An 18373-nucleotide genomic window follows, 5' to 3' on the forward strand; every position below is an offset into this window, starting at 1 on the left:
CAATAAAGCGCTTTTGGATATACTGTCAGGCAACTAAGGAGCCCTTATGTCTGACACCAAAAACATCAAACTCGCCAGCATCGGCCAGGTAAGCTGTAACACCTGCAGCTTGAGTACACTCTGCTTGCCTGTCTCTCTAAACGACGAAGAGGCGCTTCGCCTCGACGATATCGTTGATAAGAGCAAACCACTTCACAAGGGCGACTTCCTGTTTAGACAGGGTGAAGAGTTCACGTCACTGTTCGCCATTCGTGCGGGGTCGTTAAAAACTTACTCTGTAAACCCTGAGGGAGAAGAGCAGATCAACGGTTTCTACTTCCCAGGTGAACTGGTTGGCCTAGCCGGATTCGATTCAGGCAGCTACCCAATGTCGGCTAAGATGCTTGAGACGACCACTGTCTGTGAGATCCCTTTCTCACGCTTGGACGATCTGGCAGGTCAAATGCCAGAGCTGCGTCGTTCTGTGATGCGCTCTATGAGCCACGAGATCAGCGATGACCAACAGATGATGATGCTGCTCTCTAAAAAGACGGCTGAACAACGTATCGCAACCTTTATTTTCAAGCTGTCGCAACGTTATGCCCTGCGTGGCTACTCTGCACAATCCTTCCGACTTTCGATGTCACGTAACGAAATAGGCAACTACCTTGGCCTAGCGGTCGAGACGGTCAGTCGAATCTTTACACGCTTCTCTTCACAAGAGCTGATTCGTGTTGAAGGTAAAGAGCTGGAAATTCTTGATCAAGCAGCGCTGCTGGATGCGGCTGGTGAAGCACCCAGCCCAGAGTGCAATCAACACCACGGTTAAATAAGGATCTTTAATGTCTTACGACGAGCACTATGTAAAATCGGTTGTCCGCTCTATTCCAGATTGGCCAGAGCCTGGCATTCTGTTCCGTGATATTACGCCGATTTTTCAAGATCCACGTGCCTCTCGCATGGTCGCAAACGCCTTTATTGATCGTTACATGCAGATGGATATTACCCACATAGCCTGTATCGATGCTCGAGGTTTTCTATTTGGTGCGATTATTGCGCACCAGCTGAACAAGCCTCTGATTTTGGTTCGTAAAAAAGGCAAGTTGCCCGGTGAAACGATTCACCAAGACTATACGCTAGAGTACGGCACAGCCTCCGTGGAGATTCAGAAGGATGCCGTTACCGCTGGCGACAAAGTGGTATTGATCGATGACCTTATTGCCACTGGGGGCACAGCACTGGCGGCCTGCACACTGATCAACGGTCTAGGGGCTAGCGTTGTTTAGGTAGCAGCGCTGATTGACCTGCCAGACCTTAACGGATCACAAAAAATCCAAGACACCGGCGTCCCCGTATACTGCTTACTGGCCTACGACGGTCTCTAATAGAAACCGAGGTTTAGCCACCTCGGTTTTTTTATACCTAGAAACGATAAAAATTTTAAGTTTAATGGAGTTTTAAATGCTTCGACTATCGACCACCCTACTCGCTGCATCACTTATGGCAGCAACTGCACAGGCTGAACAGGTTCAGATTCCTTTTGAGGGTTTAACACTCAACGGCAATCTTGAACTGGCTGCTGATAAATCCTTAGCAGACGGTGTCCTAATGCTGACGCACGGCACCCTGGCTCACAACGAGATGGAGATCATCAGCTACGTGCAGGAACAGATGGTCGATTACGGCATCTCTACTTTAGCCATCAACCTAAGTTATGGATTGGATAACCGCGAATCAGCGATGTACGACTGTACCGTTCCGGCTCAACACACCATGCAGCAAGCACTGGCTGAAATGGATGCTTGGCAGACTTGGCTGGATGGACAGGGCGCAGGCGATCGTTGGGTAATGGGTCACTCACGTGGCGGCAACCAGACGGCTCAATTTGCTGCAGCTAACCAAGATAAGATCAAAGGCCAAGTTCTATTAGCACCTGCAACTTGGGACTACGGCAAGACGTTAGAGGGTTATGGCAAACGCTATGAAACGCCCATCGAGCCGATTCTAGAGAAAGCTAAGGGCATGGACCCTAAAGCGATAATCGATGGCATCAGCGTCATCTACTGTGAGAACAGCGGTGCGTCGGCTGAAGCCGTCCTAAGCTACTACGGCAACTACCCAGAGTACGACACACCCACAGTGTTAAAAGAGACGAACATCCCTACTCTAGTCATCGCAGGCAGCTTGGATACCGTGGTTGCAGATCTTCCTGAAAAGATGGAAAGTATCGACAAAGAGAACATTGAACTAGTAGTCGTTGAGGATGCAGATCACTTCTTCTTAGATCTGTTTGCCGACGAGGCGGTGGAATATGCGGTCGATTTTATCGAAAACCTGTAGCGCACTTCTTCTCAGCTTGGGCCTTATGATAAGCGCCCAAGCCGAGGTAAAGCTTGAGACAGCTACGGATCTTCAGTCGCTTGGTAAAGCGAACCCTAACGAAGTAATTGTTCTGTTGGTCTCTCAGGATGGCTGTGCCTTCTGTGTTACCGTCAAAGAGGATTTCCTAAAACCTCTTTTACAAACGAACGATGCACCCCCTATTCAGGTACTGGATCTGAGCAACCCTACTCCCGTTATCAACTTTGATGGCTCAACGGGCTCGGCTGAACAGGTTGCTAAAAGCTTGGGTGGACGCTTCACCCCGACCATTCTATTTGTCGATGCAAAGGGCGAGACTCGCGCTAAAAAGATCGTCGGTGTGAACACGCCAGAGTTCTACGGTTACTACATCGATGAAGCGATTAAATCGGCTCGTAACAGTTTTTAAGCTCAGAAACTAACCGCAAGCAGAGGGCTCTCTGCTTGCATCCCTTCTATCAGAGCAACATAATAGCGCCCCTTCACCTAATCCGCATTTAGAGGTTTTATGCTCTGGTTTCGTAACGCTATTTGGTACCGTTTTTCTCCCAGTGATTCATTCAATGAAGCCGCACTGATGGAGGCGCTAGAAGCCAGACCCTTCGTACCCTGCAAAGGCGCAGAACCACGTTCAGTGGGTTGGGGTAAAGTGGCGCCAGGTGTCATCGATCTACCGGTACTGACCAGTCACGGCTTTCACCTTATCTCACTGCGAGAAGAGGAGAAGATCCTACCCTCGAGCGTGATCAAAGATCAGCTCAACGAGAAGGTAGAACAGATAGAGGCGACCGAAGATCGTAAGGTCTACCGTAAAGAGAAGGTGCAGCTTAAGGACGAGATCACTCTGACACTGCTACCACGCGCATTTACACGCCGTAAAACCACACGTGCTCTTATTGCGCCTCACCATAAACTACTGATTGTGGAAGGCAGCAGCTTTAAGCGCGCAGAAGAGCTGCTAAGCACACTGCGTGAAGATCTAGGGTCACTATCGGTAAAACTGACCTCGACCGCGCTTCCTGCCAACAAAGTATTCAGCGACTGGCTACTAGAGAACCGTGATCTACCCCGTGCACTTGAACTGGGTGCTGTCACCGAGTTTACCGATCCTCTAGAGACCAGCAGCCAGATCAAGATTAAAGGCCAAAACCTGACAGATAAAGAGATCCAAGCGCACCTTAGCGGAGGCATGTTAGCAGAGCGCCTAGAACTGGTGTGGCGTGATCAATTGCAGTTTGTCATGCACTCGGATCTAACCCTGCACTCGATTAAAATGACGGATCAGTACCAAGAGCAACAGAGCGACCGCGAGCAAGAGGACGAAGCACTGGCACTGGATGCTGATCTAGCCCTGTTGGGCATTGAATTTACCCGCCTACTCCCTGAGCTTTTGGAAGCCCTGGGCGGTGAGGCAGAAGAGGCTTAATTTTGGCAAAGACCTACTCCGTAAAAGAGATCTTCTACACCCTACAAGGCGAAGGCTTTCACGCAGGACGCCCTGCGGTGTTCTGTCGCTTTACCGGTTGTAATCTTTGGAGTGGTCGTGAAGCCGATCGAGTGGCTGCAGTCTGCCAATTCTGTGATACCGATTTCGTGGGTACGGATGGTCAAAACGGCGGCAAGTTCACCTCCGCCGAAGCCCTGGCACAAAGGATCGCTAGCTTCTGGCCAGATCCTAAGCAAGGACAACCCTTTGTCGTCATCACCGGGGGCGAGCCTGCCCTGCAGATGGACAGCGATCTGATCGATGCTCTACATAACCAAGGGTTTGAGATCGCCATTGAGACCAACGGCACCCTACCGCTTCCAAACGGAATCGATTGGGTCTGTGTCAGCCCCAAAGGGAGCTCCGAGATTCTTCTTTTAGAGGGCCACGAGTTGAAGCTGGTCTACCCGCAAAAAGAGCTCAGAGCACAGCCAGAACAGTTCCAAAATCTAAGCTTCGAACACTTCTACATCCAACCCCTGGATGACCAAAACGCGCTTGAAAATCGTGCACGTTGCATCGAATATTGCATGCAAAATCCTCAATGGAAATTAAGCATTCAAACCCACAAAATCCTTGACATCGACTGATCGTTTTTAACCTTTAATTCTCTAAAATCGACCACCCCAGTAACCATGGGGGCTAGCAAAGTGTGCTCACATTATCTGTGGATAACCCTGTGCACAGAGTCATCAAAGGTGAACTAAAGCGTCATTAAAAGGTAAAAGCAGAAAATTGGTTAAAATTTAACCAATACCATTAAACCTATAATAAACAATAACTTACATTGGCAATGTAATCTTAAATTGTCTATTTTGGGCCTAACTTGTTCATAATGTCGAAAATAGAACTTAAGTTAGTACTTTGGCGACACTGATGCAGAATTGTTATTTCAAACTAAGTTTGATACTGGTATCAACATGATTTGAATTTAAAACTGTGCATTGGAGAAGGCTGTGGATATATATTAGTGCAATCTAATATTTAAATTCAAATTAAGCTTGATATTCAAATTATAATGACAAGGATCTGGGGTTTACTGATACGGACTTACTCTTCCTAGAACTAAACTAAAGCCTTGATGAATCCCTTTGCTCTCATACTAGTAACATCACTTAGATTTATCGATCCACTATTCTTAGCAAACGATCAAGCTGATACTTCGGAAGCAACTTTTCTAACCAGTAAAGGGCCTTTGTAGGAGGGGTAATAAAGTAATTCGCTTTGGGTTTTCGTGCATTGATGGCATGGTCTAGCGCTTTAAAAACGTATTCTTGTGGGTAGTTTCCAGTGCTCTCATGATCAGGCTTATTTAGGCGTGGTAACACAGTTTCATTGTAAATATCTTTGTTAACAGAGTGCTCGACATTCACATACTTCAATAAGGCTTTTAAAGCATTCGCTCTGAATCGACTCTCTACTGGACCTGTATTAAGGAGACTGAACTCTATTCCGCTGCCTTTCATCTCAACTCGCATCGACTGAACCATGCCTTCAAGGGCGTACTTACTGGCGACATAGGCTCCACGACACGCCATACCAACAAACCCTAGTACAGAACTGTGAATGACAATTCGCCCCTCTCCTTGTTGTCTCATGTGAGGGATGGCAAGCGTATTGAGATGGTGCAATCCGAAAACATTTACTTTGAACTGTTCTTCAAACGCTTCGACGGGTAGGTCTTCTACGAAGCCTGCTTGGCCAAACCCTGCATTTTGAAATAGAACGTCGATACGATTATCCAAGAGTTCTAACGCTGCATTAAAGCCACTCTGAATGCTTCTATAATCAGACATCTCGATGAAGACTGTAGGAATACCTTTTAATGCTAACTCTTCAGCATCTTCATTGTTTCGTATGGTCCCAACAACGTTATGACCCAGCTCTCTTAAACGTAAAGCACAGTAGTAACCGATTCCACCAGGGGATACACCGGTGATTAAAATATGTTTCATGAATTATCATCAATTAGCTGGTATGTAGCGCTTCTGGGGCCACCAATGCGCTTTATAAGACCAATATCTTCAAGCTTTTTAAGTGATTTAAAGAATTGAGAGCGAGAAACCTCTATTTCCTGCTTTCTTGTTAACTCTTCAAACTTTTCATGACTGAGCGTCGCTTGAGAACTCTTTTGATCAAGGGCATCCCATAACTTAACGAGCACTATTCGATCGGAGTCGGTCAAACTGCCTAACCCAAGGTCATTTGCAGCTGAATCCATTTGGCGGATTAGTTGAAGAAAAAAATTAAGCTTACCCAAAAATTACTCCAAAGTATGAAATTTCTGTAAGTGTACTTATTCTAGGGAAGCTGCGAATAGGTCCTGCGATTTAGGTATCGAGCGAAGCTTTGAGCTGACCGCCTAACTTTTGAACACCAAATTTCCAATTCTCCCCAATTTTCGGCCGGATTTCGACCCTATTTCGGGCGATTCCCGGATTTCAGACAGATCTTGGCTGTCGTCGCAACATTTGGTCTACTTTAAACAGGTTTGCCAAGGTGAATAGCATGGCTAACTGAGAGTCATTTTTCATCAGTCCTTTATAGCGTGCTTTGATAAAGCCAAACTGACATTTGATGATCCGAAACGGATGCTCTACCTTTGCCCGGATGCTGGCTTTTAAGTATTCGATGTTAATAATGGTTTTGTTCTTACGAGGATGCTTTTTCAGGGCTCGCACCTTGCCGGGACGCTCGGCAATTAGCCATTCTACATTCGAGTCTTTCAGTTCTTCCCGCTTCTCTGCGCCCTGATAACCAGCATCACCAGAGATGAATTCCTCGTCGCCGTGCAACAGGTTTTTCAACTGATTCAGATCATGTTCATTGGCGGCAGTAGTCACCAGCGTATGGGTTAAGCCGCTCTTGGCATCCACGCCAATATGGGCTTTCATGCCGAAGTGCCATTCGTTGCCTTTCTTGGTCTGATGCATATCCGGGTCACGTTGCTTGTCTTTGTTCTTGGTGGAGCTAGGCGCTTCAATAATCGTCGCATCCACCAACGTGCCCTGTGTCATCATCACACCACAATCCGACAGCCATTGGTTGACGGTTTTAAATAACTTGCGCGTGAGTGTGTGTTTTTCCAGTAAGTGCCGGAAATTCATGATGGTGGTGCGGTCAGGAATGGCCTTATCCAGTGACAGTTGTGCAAACTGGCGCATTGAAGTAATCTCGTACAGCGCGTCCTCCATGGCTTCATCACCAAGACTGTACCACTGCTGCATACAGTGAATGCGGAACATGGTTTCCAGCGGATACGGACGGCGACCATTACCCGCCTTGGGGTAGAAAGGGTCTATTACATCCAGCAATTGAGACCACGGTAGCAGGTTATCCATTCGGGATAAAAATATCTCTTTACGAGTCTGACGGCGTTTGCTGGAAAACTCGCTATCGGCAAAGGTGAACTGGTGGCTCATGGAACATTGGTTCCTGCTGGATTGCTATGTCACTATGATCTCACATCAGGAACTTATTCGCATCTTCCTTAGATGGCACTGTGTTGAGTTAGATTGAATTTAACCAGTTCAATGCTTCAAGTTCATCTGAAAACTGTTTTACTCTATATTGAGTAAGTTGGACATTATCTTTGATTGCAGGATAGATACCATTTTGAGGTTCATTATCGAGTATTGCAATTGCAGCGTGTTTGAATTTTAGTTCTGATGTTACAAATCTCGCGAAAATAGTTTGTTCAACTTTTGAAGCTTTTAAATTGGCTAATCGATAATCAATGAGTAACTTATAAATGGCTTTTTGTTTGTAATCAGTAATTATTGTTTGAAAGATTTGAGTGCGTTCATCGAAGTCTATCTCTCCTTCATATACCACCATTATAATGTGAGAATTATCAATTTTTGATATATGGTGTGGCATAACAAAGTTTACTCTATACAAGGCTCATTCATAGGGTTGATTATAGATTAATATGCCAGTGAATCGCTACCAATAACTTAGACACTTCCCAGCCTTTCTTGGTAACGGTTTTCATACTCTACTGGTGACAGCAGATTATTGGAACCATGTTTTCTTTTGCAGTTATAAAACATCTCGATGTATTCAAAGATATCGCTTCTGGCATCGTCTGCTCATGCTACCTTCCAGGCCATTAGCTTTGAGGAATGCTTGCCAATCATGGCTGGTGTACTGGCTTCCCTGGTCGGAATGCACCATCACTTGTTGTTTAGGATTACGCCGCCAGACAGCCATCAGCAGCGCATTCAGCACAATGTCTTTGGTAATGCGTGACTGCATTGACCAGCCAATCACTTTGCGTGAGAACAAATCCACGACCACTGCCAGATATAACCAACCTTCGTGAGTGCGGATATGTGTAATATCCGTTACCCAGGCTTCATCTGGCGCCGTAGGATTAAACTGACGCTGCAACCGGTTGGGAACAACAATGTGACTCTCACCACCACGATGACGTGGCCTGCGATAGCCCACCTGAGCCTTCAGATCTTCTGAGCATTACTTCAAACAGCTACGTATGATAATAGATTCCCCGTTTAACACGCTATTTACTCTCTATTGCATATCGACTCAAAATTAGTGCAACAATGTTCTTGGCAATATTCTTTTTAGCCTCGTCACTTAGCGCATCTTCAATTTTAAAAAGCTGTGGCCAGAAACACTGCCCTTTTACCAAACTGTCTATTTCATTCACCACGTATTTAACATCATCAAAAGCCAATCTGCCATCAGCCTTTGCATCATTGAGCCATCGATGCATGGCCGTTTCCTGAGCTTTTAACTGCGCTACTTCGTCTTTGAGTTTATCAGGTTCATAAAAGAAGTAGCCAATCGCTACACGGGCTAAATCAAGATGACTTTCACTTACCATAAACTCGATGTCTTTGAGAATGATGCTTTGCAGCTGTGTATCGAGAGGTTCGTTAGGTAAGTAATGCGCTGTGATATTCATTATGGCACTTTGCCACTGCTCGGTGACAAGATGCATAACTAAATCTTCTTTCGTAGAAAAGTGATTATACACAGTACGCTTAGACACATTAGCCAACTCAGCAAGCTTATCCATGCTAGTACCTTTCACGCCAAATTCTTGAAACGCTTGCGTCGCTGCTTGAATAATCGCTTCGCGTTTTAAGTCGCTAAGGGTTCGTGTATTGCCAGCCATTGGTCTACTCTCTTAATCATATAAAACTTCTTTTTACACCGACCAGTTTACTTTTCAATGCAGATGAACCATAATGCACTCGCCAGTTTACTTTTGTATTAACATACTATAAGGCGCACAATGTTTGCAACGTAGGTTGTTTTTAAATGCAACGATACTGGTTATCTATGTTCAACATATTACTAATGGATGGCATACGACTATGTCCTTGAAACACTACTCACATACTCTAGCGCTAAGTCTCTTTTCTATTTTTATTTTCACCGCTTGCTCACCTGAAAAAGCTCAGCAGCAACAATCGGAGGTAGTGCGGCATGTGAAGTTTGCTGAAGTCTCACCTATTCCCAATTTTGACGAATTTACGTTTCCTGCCGTCGTATCTGCTGTGAAAACTGTTGATTTGAGTTTTGAAGTCTCTGGCCGATTAATACAAACCGATTTAGTTACCGGCAGTGATATCACTAAAGGCAAGCTGCTTGCCACAATAGACAGAAAGCCCTTTGAGCGCAGAGTTGAAGAGTCTAAAACCAGATTAGAACAAGCAAAACGAGAACTCGATAGAATTGAAAAAATGTTCGCACAAAATTTGGTATCTCAAAGCGCACTGGATTCGGCAAAAACATCCTATGAATTATCTGTTATTGACCTTAAAAACGCAGAACAAGACTTAAGTTATACTCGGCTTTACGCGCCATTTGATGCGAAAGTATCCCAACGTCTTGTAGAAAATAACAGTTTTGTAAAATCAGGGACTGCTATCGCCCGTTTGCAAGATGTGTCGAAAATCTACTTTAATATCAATGTGCCAGAGCGCTTACTTACCGCCAACATAGGGCGTGGCATTAAGCAAGCGAGTGCCACATTGGCGACAAACCGCAGTCAGTGGTACCCAGTAACTTATGTTGAGCATTCCACACAACCGGACCCCGTATCTCAAACCTACGAAGTAGTATTCGCCATGGAGCCTCGAAAAGAATTACCACTCACTCCTGGTGCTCGAGCAGTGGTTAAAGTAAGCCTTCAAGGTAGTTTATATTCCGACGGCTTAGTCGTGCCAGTGAAAGCACTAGTCGGTGATGAGAACGATGGCTTTGCCGTTTGGGTACTTGATGACAGTCTACAAACAGTGAAACAACACAGCGTTGATGTCAAACATATCGAGGGGGATATTGCTGTAGTAGAAGGGCCAATTTCACTTGGTCAAAAGGTGGTTGCCGCTGGAGCAGCACAAATGCGAGAAAACATGAAAGTGCTTCCGTATAAGGGAGAAAAATAAACCATGGATATCGCCCGCTTTTCAATCGACAAACCCGTAAATGTTTGGCTGATGGTCATCATACTGCTACTAGGTGGTGTGCTGGCTATGACCAAAATTGGTCGACTTGAAGACCCTGCTTTTACCATCAAACAAGTTAAGATATACACTGCTTATCCTGGCGCTAGCGCGGAAAAAGTTGAACGTGAAATCACAGAACGTTTAGAAATCGCTATTCAACAAATGCCCCAATTAAAAGAAGTGACTTCAATATCTTCTCCAGGGCGTTCTGAAATTACCGTAGAGGTAAAGAGTACTTACGATAGTGATGTGTTACCTCAAATTTGGGACGAATTGAGGAAGCGCCTTCACGACACCGCCAGTTCGCTGCCCACGGGCGCTCAAGACCCCGTAGTATTTGATGACTTCGGTGATGTTTATGGGCTTTATTACGCTCTCAGCGCTCCAGATTTCGACACCCATGAGTTACGTGAGTTTGCCCGAATTATTCGTCGAGATTTACTTACCACTGAAGGTGTGGCAAAGGTCAACGTAACCGGTATTCAAAAAGAGCAAATTGTTGCTTACATCAACCCATATCAACTCGCTGGGTTGGGTATTTCTTTCCCAGATTTGACCTCATTGTTCCAAGACAATCTTCGACCATTCAATGGTGGGCGCGTAAAGGTGGATGAAAAAAACGTGCGCTTGATTGTCAAGCGTGCACCAGACAGATTAGATGAAATTTCAAATCTATCACTGGTGATCCCTGGTACAAACCGTTCTTTGCGTGTTGCTGATGTTGCGACCTTAAAACTCGAACCTGCTGATATTCAGCCTGTATTAGTGCGATATAACGGTGCAGAAGCCCTTACGCTAAGTGTGTCAGCATTAACGGATGTGAACATCGTAGATGTCGGCGAGCGAGTAAATGCAAAAGTGGAGGCCCTGCTCAAACAACTTCCAGTTGGTATTACCCTGACTCCCATTTACGATCAAGCCTCAGTAGTTGATGATTCGGTGGACGGCTTTATCAATAACCTTGTGATGTCTGTGGCCGTGGTAACATTAACCTTGTGTTTATTCATGGGATGGCGCTCTGGGGTTGTGGTAGGCACTGTATTACTTGTTACCGTACTCGGTACCATCCTCATCATGTGGTTGATGGATATTCAGCTTCAGCGTATTTCATTAGGGGCAATGGTCATCGCCATGGGTATGCTGGTCGATAATGCAATAGTGGTAGCAGAAGGCATGATGCTGCGAATGGCAACAGGTGCCTCAGCAAAAGATGCAGCCAGCTTCATTGTTAAGCGCACACAATGGCCGTTATTAGGCGCAACCATAATAGGTATTGCCGCCTTCTCTGGCATTGGTTTATCTAACGATGCAACCGGCGAGTTCCTTTATTCATTGTTTACCGTAGTGTTGGTTTCATTGATGATCAGCTGGATACTTGCCGTAACGTTGGTCCCCGTATTAGGCGCACATTTTTATCGCAAGGGCATGTCGCAATCACAAAGTGATGCGCCCTCCGCTGCACAACAGTGGTTTAAACACACACTTATCGGCGCACTGAAACTGCGTTGGGTAACCATTGCAGCACTCCTCGTTATTACCATTGTTGCCTATGGCAGTTTTGGTATGGTCAAACAAGGGTTCTTTCCACCATCAAATGCACCGGTATTTTTTGTGCACTATTGGGGGCCCCAAGACCGCGACATTCGCGCGACAGAGCAAATTGCCAAAGAAGCAGAGAAACGTATTTTAGCGCTGGATAATGTCAGTGCCGTAACCACATTTATTGGGCAAGGTGCTGATAGATTTACGCTGACATACGCGCCAAAAAGCGCTAATGAAAACTATGCATTCTTTATGGTCCGTGCCAGCGAATTAGAGCACATTCCTGCCATTCAACGTGCATTAACCAGCAAGCTAAGTGATTTGGATTTAGATGCCAATTTCTATATGGAGCGCATGCAATTTGGTCCAGGCTCAGGCGCTAAACTCGAAGCGCGTTTCTCAGGTCCAGATACTGAAGTGTTACGCCAACTAGCAGAAGAAGCCAAAGCCCGTTTATTTGAAGATGGTCAGGTGATTGATGTTCGTCATAACTGGCGAGAGAAAGGGTTTGCAATAAACACACAGTTCGACAACTACAATGCGGGAATTGCTGGGGTTTCGCATTCAGATTTTAGTCAAACCGTACAGTACGCAAGCAGTGGTGTGAAACTGGGCACCGTGCAAGATGGTGATTATGCCTATAATATCATGGCAAAAATGGGGAACGCCGATGACACGGCTCTTCAGTCTATTCGCGAGTCTCAAGTATGGTCTTCTCAGCAACGTCAGTATATTCCTTTTACCCAGGTATCACATGGCTTAGACCTTATGACTGAAGAGCTGCGCATTCATCGCAAAGATCGCCTGCGCACCATAACCGTTGAAGCAGAGCCTGGCGAACATGAAACCGCAGGCAAAGCGCTGGCGCGTATTCGCCCGTTAATTGAAGATATTGATTTGCCTGCGGGCTACAACCTTGAATGGGGTGGTGAGTTTGAAAGCGCTAGCGAAGCTCAACAGGCCTTAGGTGCAGGTTTACCCGCTGGTTTCTTAGTGATGTTCATTATCTCGGTGTTATTGTTTGGCCACGTACGCCAACCGCTTATTATATGGCTGGTTGTCCCCATGGCGGTAGTAGGTGTAGTCACGGGCTTGTTGTCTACTGATATGCCATTCGGCTTTATGTCGCTACTGGGCTTTTTGAGTTTATTCGGGATGCTGATTAAAAATGCCATAGTACTTATTGAAGAAATTGATCTTCAAATTGAAGAAGGATTGGCAATAAAAAGCGCCATCGTTGAAGCCACACTAAGCCGCGTCAGACCCGTAGCACTTGCGGCCGTGACAACTATATTGGGGATGGCTCCATTGTTGTTTGATGCTTTTTTTGCCGATATGGCTGTGACCATAATGGGCGGACTCACATTCGCGACAATTCTAACGCTTATTGCCGTTCCCGTTTTATATAGCCTGCTATTTAAAGTAAGTTATAGAAAAGCCTAGCAGCTTCTGAATAAATGTAACGTTAATTTGGCGCTTGCTCGATACGCTCTATCACCTTTGATAAAACGCTCGTCAAAGGTGCTAGCGCCATTTTAGCGTTTTGCTTCTACCCTTTTCTGCATAAACTTCATCACATTTCGCCACGACACTATACCCACTGGGTGATAATGTATGTCGACTATGGGTATGCACGATATCTTATTGTTATTGAACAATTCGATGGCAGTAAAAACGGAATCCTCCGGGGTTAAGGTGATGACTTCTCGGGTCATGATTTGATGGGCACGCTTATCTAAATGTTGCTCTGTCTCGCACTCGCTCACCAACGGTATCAATAAACGGACTTATCGCTTTTAAAAAATCGCGATCTGAAATGATTCCGGTAAGTACATTGTCATGTACCACGAGTAAATGATGAAATCCCGTTGCCGAAAATAGCTCTCTAAGCGACTGTAAGCTGTCATCCATGTGAACACTCACTACGCGCTTAGACATTATGTTCGCTATGCCCCTAGAAGTCGAAATTAAGTTCCGATCTTTCTTTTTGCTTGTAGCGGGGAGGTATTGATTTTATCGCACTCCAATTTAAGAGATCTTCCTTATCGTCAGTAAGAAGTTTGTCTGCAATTTGTGCCAAATCAATTCCGATAGCACTATACGAAGAGATGTTAACGAAACGTTGAAATGACTTATCAACTCCTCCCAGAACTTTATTTTCAGCCATAAGGGTATAAGGGTTCTTTGTCTTTGTTTCCAAATACGGAACCTCATGCTCTACGATCCTAGATACTTTGAGTATCTTGAAAGTCTGATCATTCGAAAGAGTGTCGAAGAATTCAGGTGCTATATTACTGTGATCAATCGCTATCGATTCAATTGCATACTGCTCAACCCAGTCCGAGAAATTTGCAGCACTCATATCGGCGGAATACATTTTTCGATCACTAAGCAGCTTATACATGATCTTCCAAAGATCATTCTTACTGTCTGACAACAATTCTAAAGGTAAGATTCTATTAGGTAGACTCTTATACTTCCTAGATAACAGATCAAATGCATCAATGAATCGCTCCCAGCGATCACTTTCATTCACCTTATCTCTTACAGGAATTGCATCAGCTAGTTCCAATGCCCTTGATGTAACAAATCTTAGAAGCGCGTCTTGTACAGGGCTGTATAACGTATACCTCAGCTTAGCTGAGTGCTCTGAGTGTGATAGCTCATCATTTTTTTCGGGGTAGGCTTTCTTGAATAAATGAAATAACGGAGAAGCCATCACAACGTCTTCATTACCAATTTCACTAATTATTTCGTAAGCGTGGATAACTTCGTCTGCTGTGAACAGTTCACTTAAGTTGCCATCAAATTGGTAATCAGTTTTACCAATTCTGTATAGACTAGGTCTTTGAGTTAGATTTAATTTAATATTCTTCATTTGCGGACACCTCTTTTTATTATTATTAATCCGTAATACAAAAATATAATTTTAAAGAAAAAAAAGCAATAATGAATTTTTGTAAAAATTCATGACAAATTTTAAAAATAAAAAGGAGGCTTCCGCCTCCCTATTAAATCAAGCCAACATAAAGTCAACAACTTCTGAAGTTTTCATACCATCTATGAACATTTTCTTAATATTTCGAATCAGATAAGGCGTTTCAGAATCACAAACCACGTAATTATAATTTAACCACTCCATCAGTTCTTCAATATAATAATCAAGATTATTTTCTTCCGAGCTATCTAAATTAAAATCTAAGGTATCATTCTTAGGAAGCCTGCGAACAAGTCCATGGCATCTCAGGCTTACAGTCAAATTCATTATCAAGGCGTGTTTTCGAAGGCCTAGCGGGCTAAGTCGAGAAAGCACAACGCTGAAGATGGATTTGACTGTAAGCCCCGCAGGGCGTGACCTGTAATGTGCATCTACTGTGTTGCTCTTCTTGCTAAGGACTACGGCCATTAGCGGCAAAAAGCGCCTTGTATCTACACATTTCAGATCTCGCTGAGATGCTATGGACTTATTCGCAGGCTTCTTAGGTAAATAGGCTGCGCTTATTGTTTTAGTAGAGAACGGTGAAATGTGAGAAGCTACTCTCAAGTCATAAAAAGGATTCATCCCTTCATTGATGCACAAAAAGTTTCTGATCGTATCTCTTTGACTGGGCAGCAAAGAATCTGGCTCATGAAGAACAGCAAATAGATCATCTCTCATATCCGCAATTAAGTTATAGCTTGCCTGCAAGGCTTCAGGAGCATACCGAGCAGCATTTACAAGCCAGACATGAATCGATACGAAATACTCTAACTGCTGTAGACGTTCATCACTAGCTAGCAAATGCGCCAAAGAGACCAAGTTGTTTCTAATTGATGAAACTACACCGTTTCTAGCTCTAGACTCTCTGATGTTTGATCTAGCGTCTTGTAAAGCCACATTTGAACGCGTGTATCCTATTGAATGATCTAACCTGCCAACATGAAAATGTTTACGTTTGAATTTTCGATTCTTATAAGGTCGGTGAAGAATCATTGAGACAAGATCAATCACATCAAGCTCTACCAACTCTTTGCTGTAATTCATGAAATTATCGAATCCTACATCCCTCACAGCCTGCTTCTTAGAGGAAGCAAACACCCTTTCAAACTCGAGCGGATTAGTTTCTGACAAAACTCTCAAGCCCTGGCTCCAAGCGTTTTGCTGTTCAATCTTGCTTGCCAAATGGGTTCTTGTTATCCCCTCACACCGATTCAGTGTTGGTGTTTGAAAGGCACAGTTCAAGATGCTTTTCCCTTTAGCATGATCAAGCCGACTCATGTCAAAAGCTGACTTTTTACTTTTACCCGTAATCACTTTCACAACGTCTTCTAAGTCGGGTGATGAGCAAGTAATGACTGTGAACTGAAGTGGGGTCATAGTCATCCAGTAGTCTGGCTGAGACTTTTGACGATCGAAGCTATTGTAGAAGAGTGTTCTCAACTTAGATTCGATGTAGAAACGTGCATCATCCTGAGTTAACTGAAGATCAAAATTCTCTGCTAACCTTGCCTTTAGTAATGCAGCACAGGTATCAAGATAGTAAGGATCAAGTGTAAATATACTCCAGTAAGGAACACGATCTCCTTTCGATAAAATGTTTTGAAACATTTTGTTGTGCTTAAGATCTTTTGCGTCAAAATCCTTTTGATCTTTTTTTATTTTACGGAAACGCTTTCGAGCTTTATCAACTTTTGACCAACCAAACTTTTCATTTAAAATTTGTCGAACTCTTTCTTTAGTCAGTCCTAACTTATTACCAATAGCTTCTAAGTTAAAACCTTCCGGCATCGAACTCACTGTCATGGACTTGTTTCAGGATATCAGCGTAGCCCGCTTCATCGATTTTGAAAGCCGTATCGCAATGTGGGCAGATGATTTCGTTCATAAAAACTCCAAGGTTTCTGAGTAAACAGTCCCAGTGGGTAAACGCTACAATCAGCACAAGTACAAATATTGAGACACTTTATTTTGTCATTTCAACGACTCAATAACTACCAGTATCCCAATTAAATCCTCATTAGATTGATGGTTGAACTTACATTTTAAAATCGTTTAACCTCATATAGCTGAATCCTAAAAATAAAAGAGAGGCAATATGTTCGAGAACGATAATAAGATTTTGCTAACTGAAGATGAAATGCCCACTCAATGGTATAACATTCTTCCCGATCTCCCAGAGCCAATGGCACCTCCGCTTCATCCAGGTACGATGCAACCAGCAACAGCAGAGGACTTTGCACCACTATTTCCGATGGCGTTAATTGAGCAGGAGATGAGCCAAGAGCGTTTCATTGATATTCCTGGTGAGGTGCTAGACGTTTACAAACTATGGCGCCCTTCGCCCCTTTTCCGTGCTCGTCGTCTCGAGAAACTGCTAGATACACCAGCTAAGATTTATTACAAATATGAGGGTGTTAGTCCTGCAGGCTCGCATAAACCGAATACAGCCGTACCACAGGCTTACTATAACTACAAAGAGGGCATCAAAAAACTCACTACTGAGACGGGTGCAGGACAATGGGGTACCTCTCTAGCCTTTGCCTGCTCGCAATTTGGTATGGAATGTGAGATCTGGCAAGTGGCTGCCTCTTACCGTTCAAAGCCCTACCGAAAAACAATGATGGAGATATATGGTGGAATACTTCATCCAAGTCCATCAGATCGAACGGAATACGGCCGAAGCTTATTGGCTGCGGATCCTAACCACCCTGGCTCGTTAGGGATAGCGATTTCTGAAGCAGTGGGCGAAGCTGCGGCTAACCCAGAAGCTCGCTATGCCTTGGGTTCTGTCCTTAATCACGTGCTAATGCACCAAACCATTATTGGTGAAGAGGCACTACTACAGTTGGCTAAAGTAGGTGAAACACCAGACGTGTTAGTAGGTTGTACCGGTGGCGGTTCTAACTTTGGTGGCTTAGCATTCCCGTTCTTGAGAGAGAAGATGGCCGGTAAGATGAATCCAACCATCCGCTGTGTAGAGCCCTCTGCATGCCCTACCCTGACACGTGGCGAGTTCCGTTATGACTTTGGCGATACAGCCGGCATGACACCGTTAATGAAGATGCACACGCTGGGACATGATTTCATTCCAGATACCATTCATGCGGGTGGCCTTCGTTATCATGGTATGGCGCCTTTGGTCTCCCACCTTTATGAGCTGGGTATGGTCGAAGCGATCAACATTCCTCAAACCGAATGTTTTGAAGGTGCACTGAAATTCGCCAGAACCGAGGGAATTGTGCCAGCGCCAGAGCCGACTCATGCGATTGCCGCAGCGATTCGTGAAGCGCTAGCGTGTAAAGAATCCGGTGAAGAGAAGGTCATTTTAACTGCACTGTGTGGCCATGGTCACTTAGATCTAGCCGCTTATGAGAACTACTTGGCGGGTCAAATGGTTGATGCGGATCTAGAACAATCCGTTATCGATAAATCGATGGAAACCGTACCAAACCTTTAATAGCCGTTTGGTAATCCTACTCCAAAAGCCGCACTAAATATTGGTGCGGTTTTTTTTGAGTAAATGCTTGGCTTATCTGGAATGGAATG

General features: G+C 44.5%; 17 protein-coding genes and 2 pseudogenes. 9 read left to right on the plus strand and 10 right to left on the minus strand.

The genetic code is table 11. From position 1 onward, the window contains the following. Positions 1-46 precede the first annotated feature (46 nt). From fnr to queE, 6 genes and pseudogenes are all read left to right on the plus strand, one after another. Entirely contained in the window at positions 47-808 is a 762-nt protein-coding gene (gene fnr / locus XMM312_RS06885) for a fumarate/nitrate reduction transcriptional regulator Fnr (RefSeq protein WP_173480778.1), read from the plus strand. A gap of 13 nt (positions 809-821) precedes the next feature. Further along, positions 822-1364: pseudogene (locus XMM312_RS06890) on the plus strand (adenine phosphoribosyltransferase). Between the two features lie 76 nt (positions 1365-1440). Further along, the gene (locus XMM312_RS06895) at positions 1441-2319 is read left to right on the plus strand and encodes an alpha/beta hydrolase (RefSeq protein ID WP_173480776.1); all 879 of its coding nucleotides are present in this window, start codon (positions 1441-1443) and stop codon (positions 2317-2319) included. Between the two features lie 25 nt (positions 2320-2344). Beyond that, positions 2345-2749, plus strand: coding sequence for a thioredoxin fold domain-containing protein (locus XMM312_RS06900; RefSeq protein ID WP_173480775.1), 405 nt, complete (start codon positions 2345-2347; stop codon positions 2747-2749). Between the two features lie 99 nt (positions 2750-2848). After that, positions 2849-3766, plus strand: coding sequence for a recombination-associated protein RdgC (locus tag XMM312_RS06905; RefSeq protein WP_173484783.1), 918 nt, complete (start codon positions 2849-2851; stop codon positions 3764-3766). Beyond that, positions 3766-4416 carry a 7-carboxy-7-deazaguanine synthase gene (gene queE, locus XMM312_RS06910; RefSeq protein WP_173481156.1) on the plus strand — a complete coding sequence of 217 codons (651 nt, stop codon included), beginning with the start codon at positions 3766-3768 and terminating at the stop codon, positions 4414-4416. Before XMM312_RS06905 ends, queE begins: the two co-directional genes overlap by 1 nt. Positions 4417-4947: 531 nt before the next feature. Here queE and XMM312_RS06915 read toward each other — a convergent pair. From XMM312_RS06915 to XMM312_RS06940, 6 genes and pseudogenes are all read right to left on the minus strand, one after another. Continuing rightward, on the minus strand, positions 4948-5781 hold the full coding sequence (locus XMM312_RS06915; protein WP_173480773.1) for an SDR family NAD(P)-dependent oxidoreductase: 834 nt from the start codon (positions 5779-5781) through the stop codon (positions 4948-4950). Beyond that, on the minus strand, positions 5778-6086 hold the full coding sequence (locus XMM312_RS06920; RefSeq protein ID WP_173480772.1) for a hypothetical protein: 309 nt from the start codon (positions 6084-6086) through the stop codon (positions 5778-5780). Before XMM312_RS06920 ends, XMM312_RS06915 begins: the two co-directional genes overlap by 4 nt. 181 nt (positions 6087-6267) lie before the next feature. Then, positions 6268-7248, minus strand: a complete 981-nt coding sequence (locus XMM312_RS06925; protein WP_136249859.1) for an IS5 family transposase — start codon at positions 7246-7248, stop codon at positions 6268-6270. Between the two features lie 88 nt (positions 7249-7336). Next, the gene (locus tag XMM312_RS06930; RefSeq protein WP_136249858.1) at positions 7337-7705 is read right to left on the minus strand and encodes a hypothetical protein; all 369 of its coding nucleotides are present in this window, start codon (positions 7703-7705) and stop codon (positions 7337-7339) included. Positions 7706-7782: 77 nt separating this feature from the next. Continuing rightward, a pseudogene (locus tag XMM312_RS06935) lies at positions 7783-8290 on the minus strand (IS3 family transposase); the annotation flags it as partial. 58 nt (positions 8291-8348) lie between these two features. Further along, on the minus strand, positions 8349-8969 hold the full coding sequence (locus tag XMM312_RS06940) for a TetR/AcrR family transcriptional regulator (protein WP_136249857.1): 621 nt from the start codon (positions 8967-8969) through the stop codon (positions 8349-8351). A 208-nt stretch (positions 8970-9177) separates the two neighbouring features. On the opposite strand from XMM312_RS06940, the gene XMM312_RS06945 reads away from it, so the two are divergent. Further along, entirely contained in the window at positions 9178-10245 is a 1068-nt protein-coding gene (locus tag XMM312_RS06945; RefSeq protein ID WP_217362028.1) for an efflux RND transporter periplasmic adaptor subunit, read from the plus strand. A 3-nt stretch (positions 10246-10248) separates the two neighbouring features. After that, entirely contained in the window at positions 10249-13290 is a 3042-nt protein-coding gene (locus tag XMM312_RS06950) for an efflux RND transporter permease subunit (RefSeq protein ID WP_173488941.1), read from the plus strand. Positions 13291-13382: 92 nt separating this feature from the next. On the opposite strand, the gene XMM312_RS11670 is transcribed toward XMM312_RS06950, so the two are convergent. The 4 genes from XMM312_RS11670 to XMM312_RS06965 form a co-directional block, all read right to left on the minus strand. Beyond that, the gene (locus XMM312_RS11670) at positions 13383-13562 is read right to left on the minus strand and encodes an HPP family protein (protein ID WP_254856799.1); all 180 of its coding nucleotides are present in this window, start codon (positions 13560-13562) and stop codon (positions 13383-13385) included. Between the two features lie 16 nt (positions 13563-13578). Continuing rightward, positions 13579-13785 (minus strand): CBS domain-containing protein, encoded by a 207-nt coding sequence (locus tag XMM312_RS11675; RefSeq protein WP_371731429.1) that lies wholly within the window; start codon positions 13783-13785, stop codon positions 13579-13581. A 16-nt stretch (positions 13786-13801) separates the two neighbouring features. Further along, positions 13802-14725: a hypothetical protein gene (locus XMM312_RS06960; protein WP_173480770.1), complete on the minus strand. Its 924-nt coding sequence runs from the start codon at positions 14723-14725 to the stop codon at positions 13802-13804. A gap of 138 nt (positions 14726-14863) precedes the next feature. Next, positions 14864-16615, minus strand: coding sequence for a hypothetical protein (locus XMM312_RS06965; protein WP_173488942.1), 1752 nt, complete (start codon positions 16613-16615; stop codon positions 14864-14866). A gap of 307 nt (positions 16616-16922) precedes the next feature. Here XMM312_RS06965 and XMM312_RS06970 point away from each other — a divergent pair, with 307 nt between their 5' ends. Further along, the gene (locus tag XMM312_RS06970) at positions 16923-18284 is read left to right on the plus strand and encodes a TrpB-like pyridoxal phosphate-dependent enzyme (protein ID WP_173488943.1); all 1362 of its coding nucleotides are present in this window, start codon (positions 16923-16925) and stop codon (positions 18282-18284) included. Positions 18285-18373: the final 89 nt, after the last annotated feature.

The organism is Marinobacterium sp. xm-m-312, from assembly GCF_013283295.1.
Lineage (GTDB): Bacteria > Pseudomonadota > Gammaproteobacteria > Pseudomonadales > Balneatricaceae > Marinobacterium_E.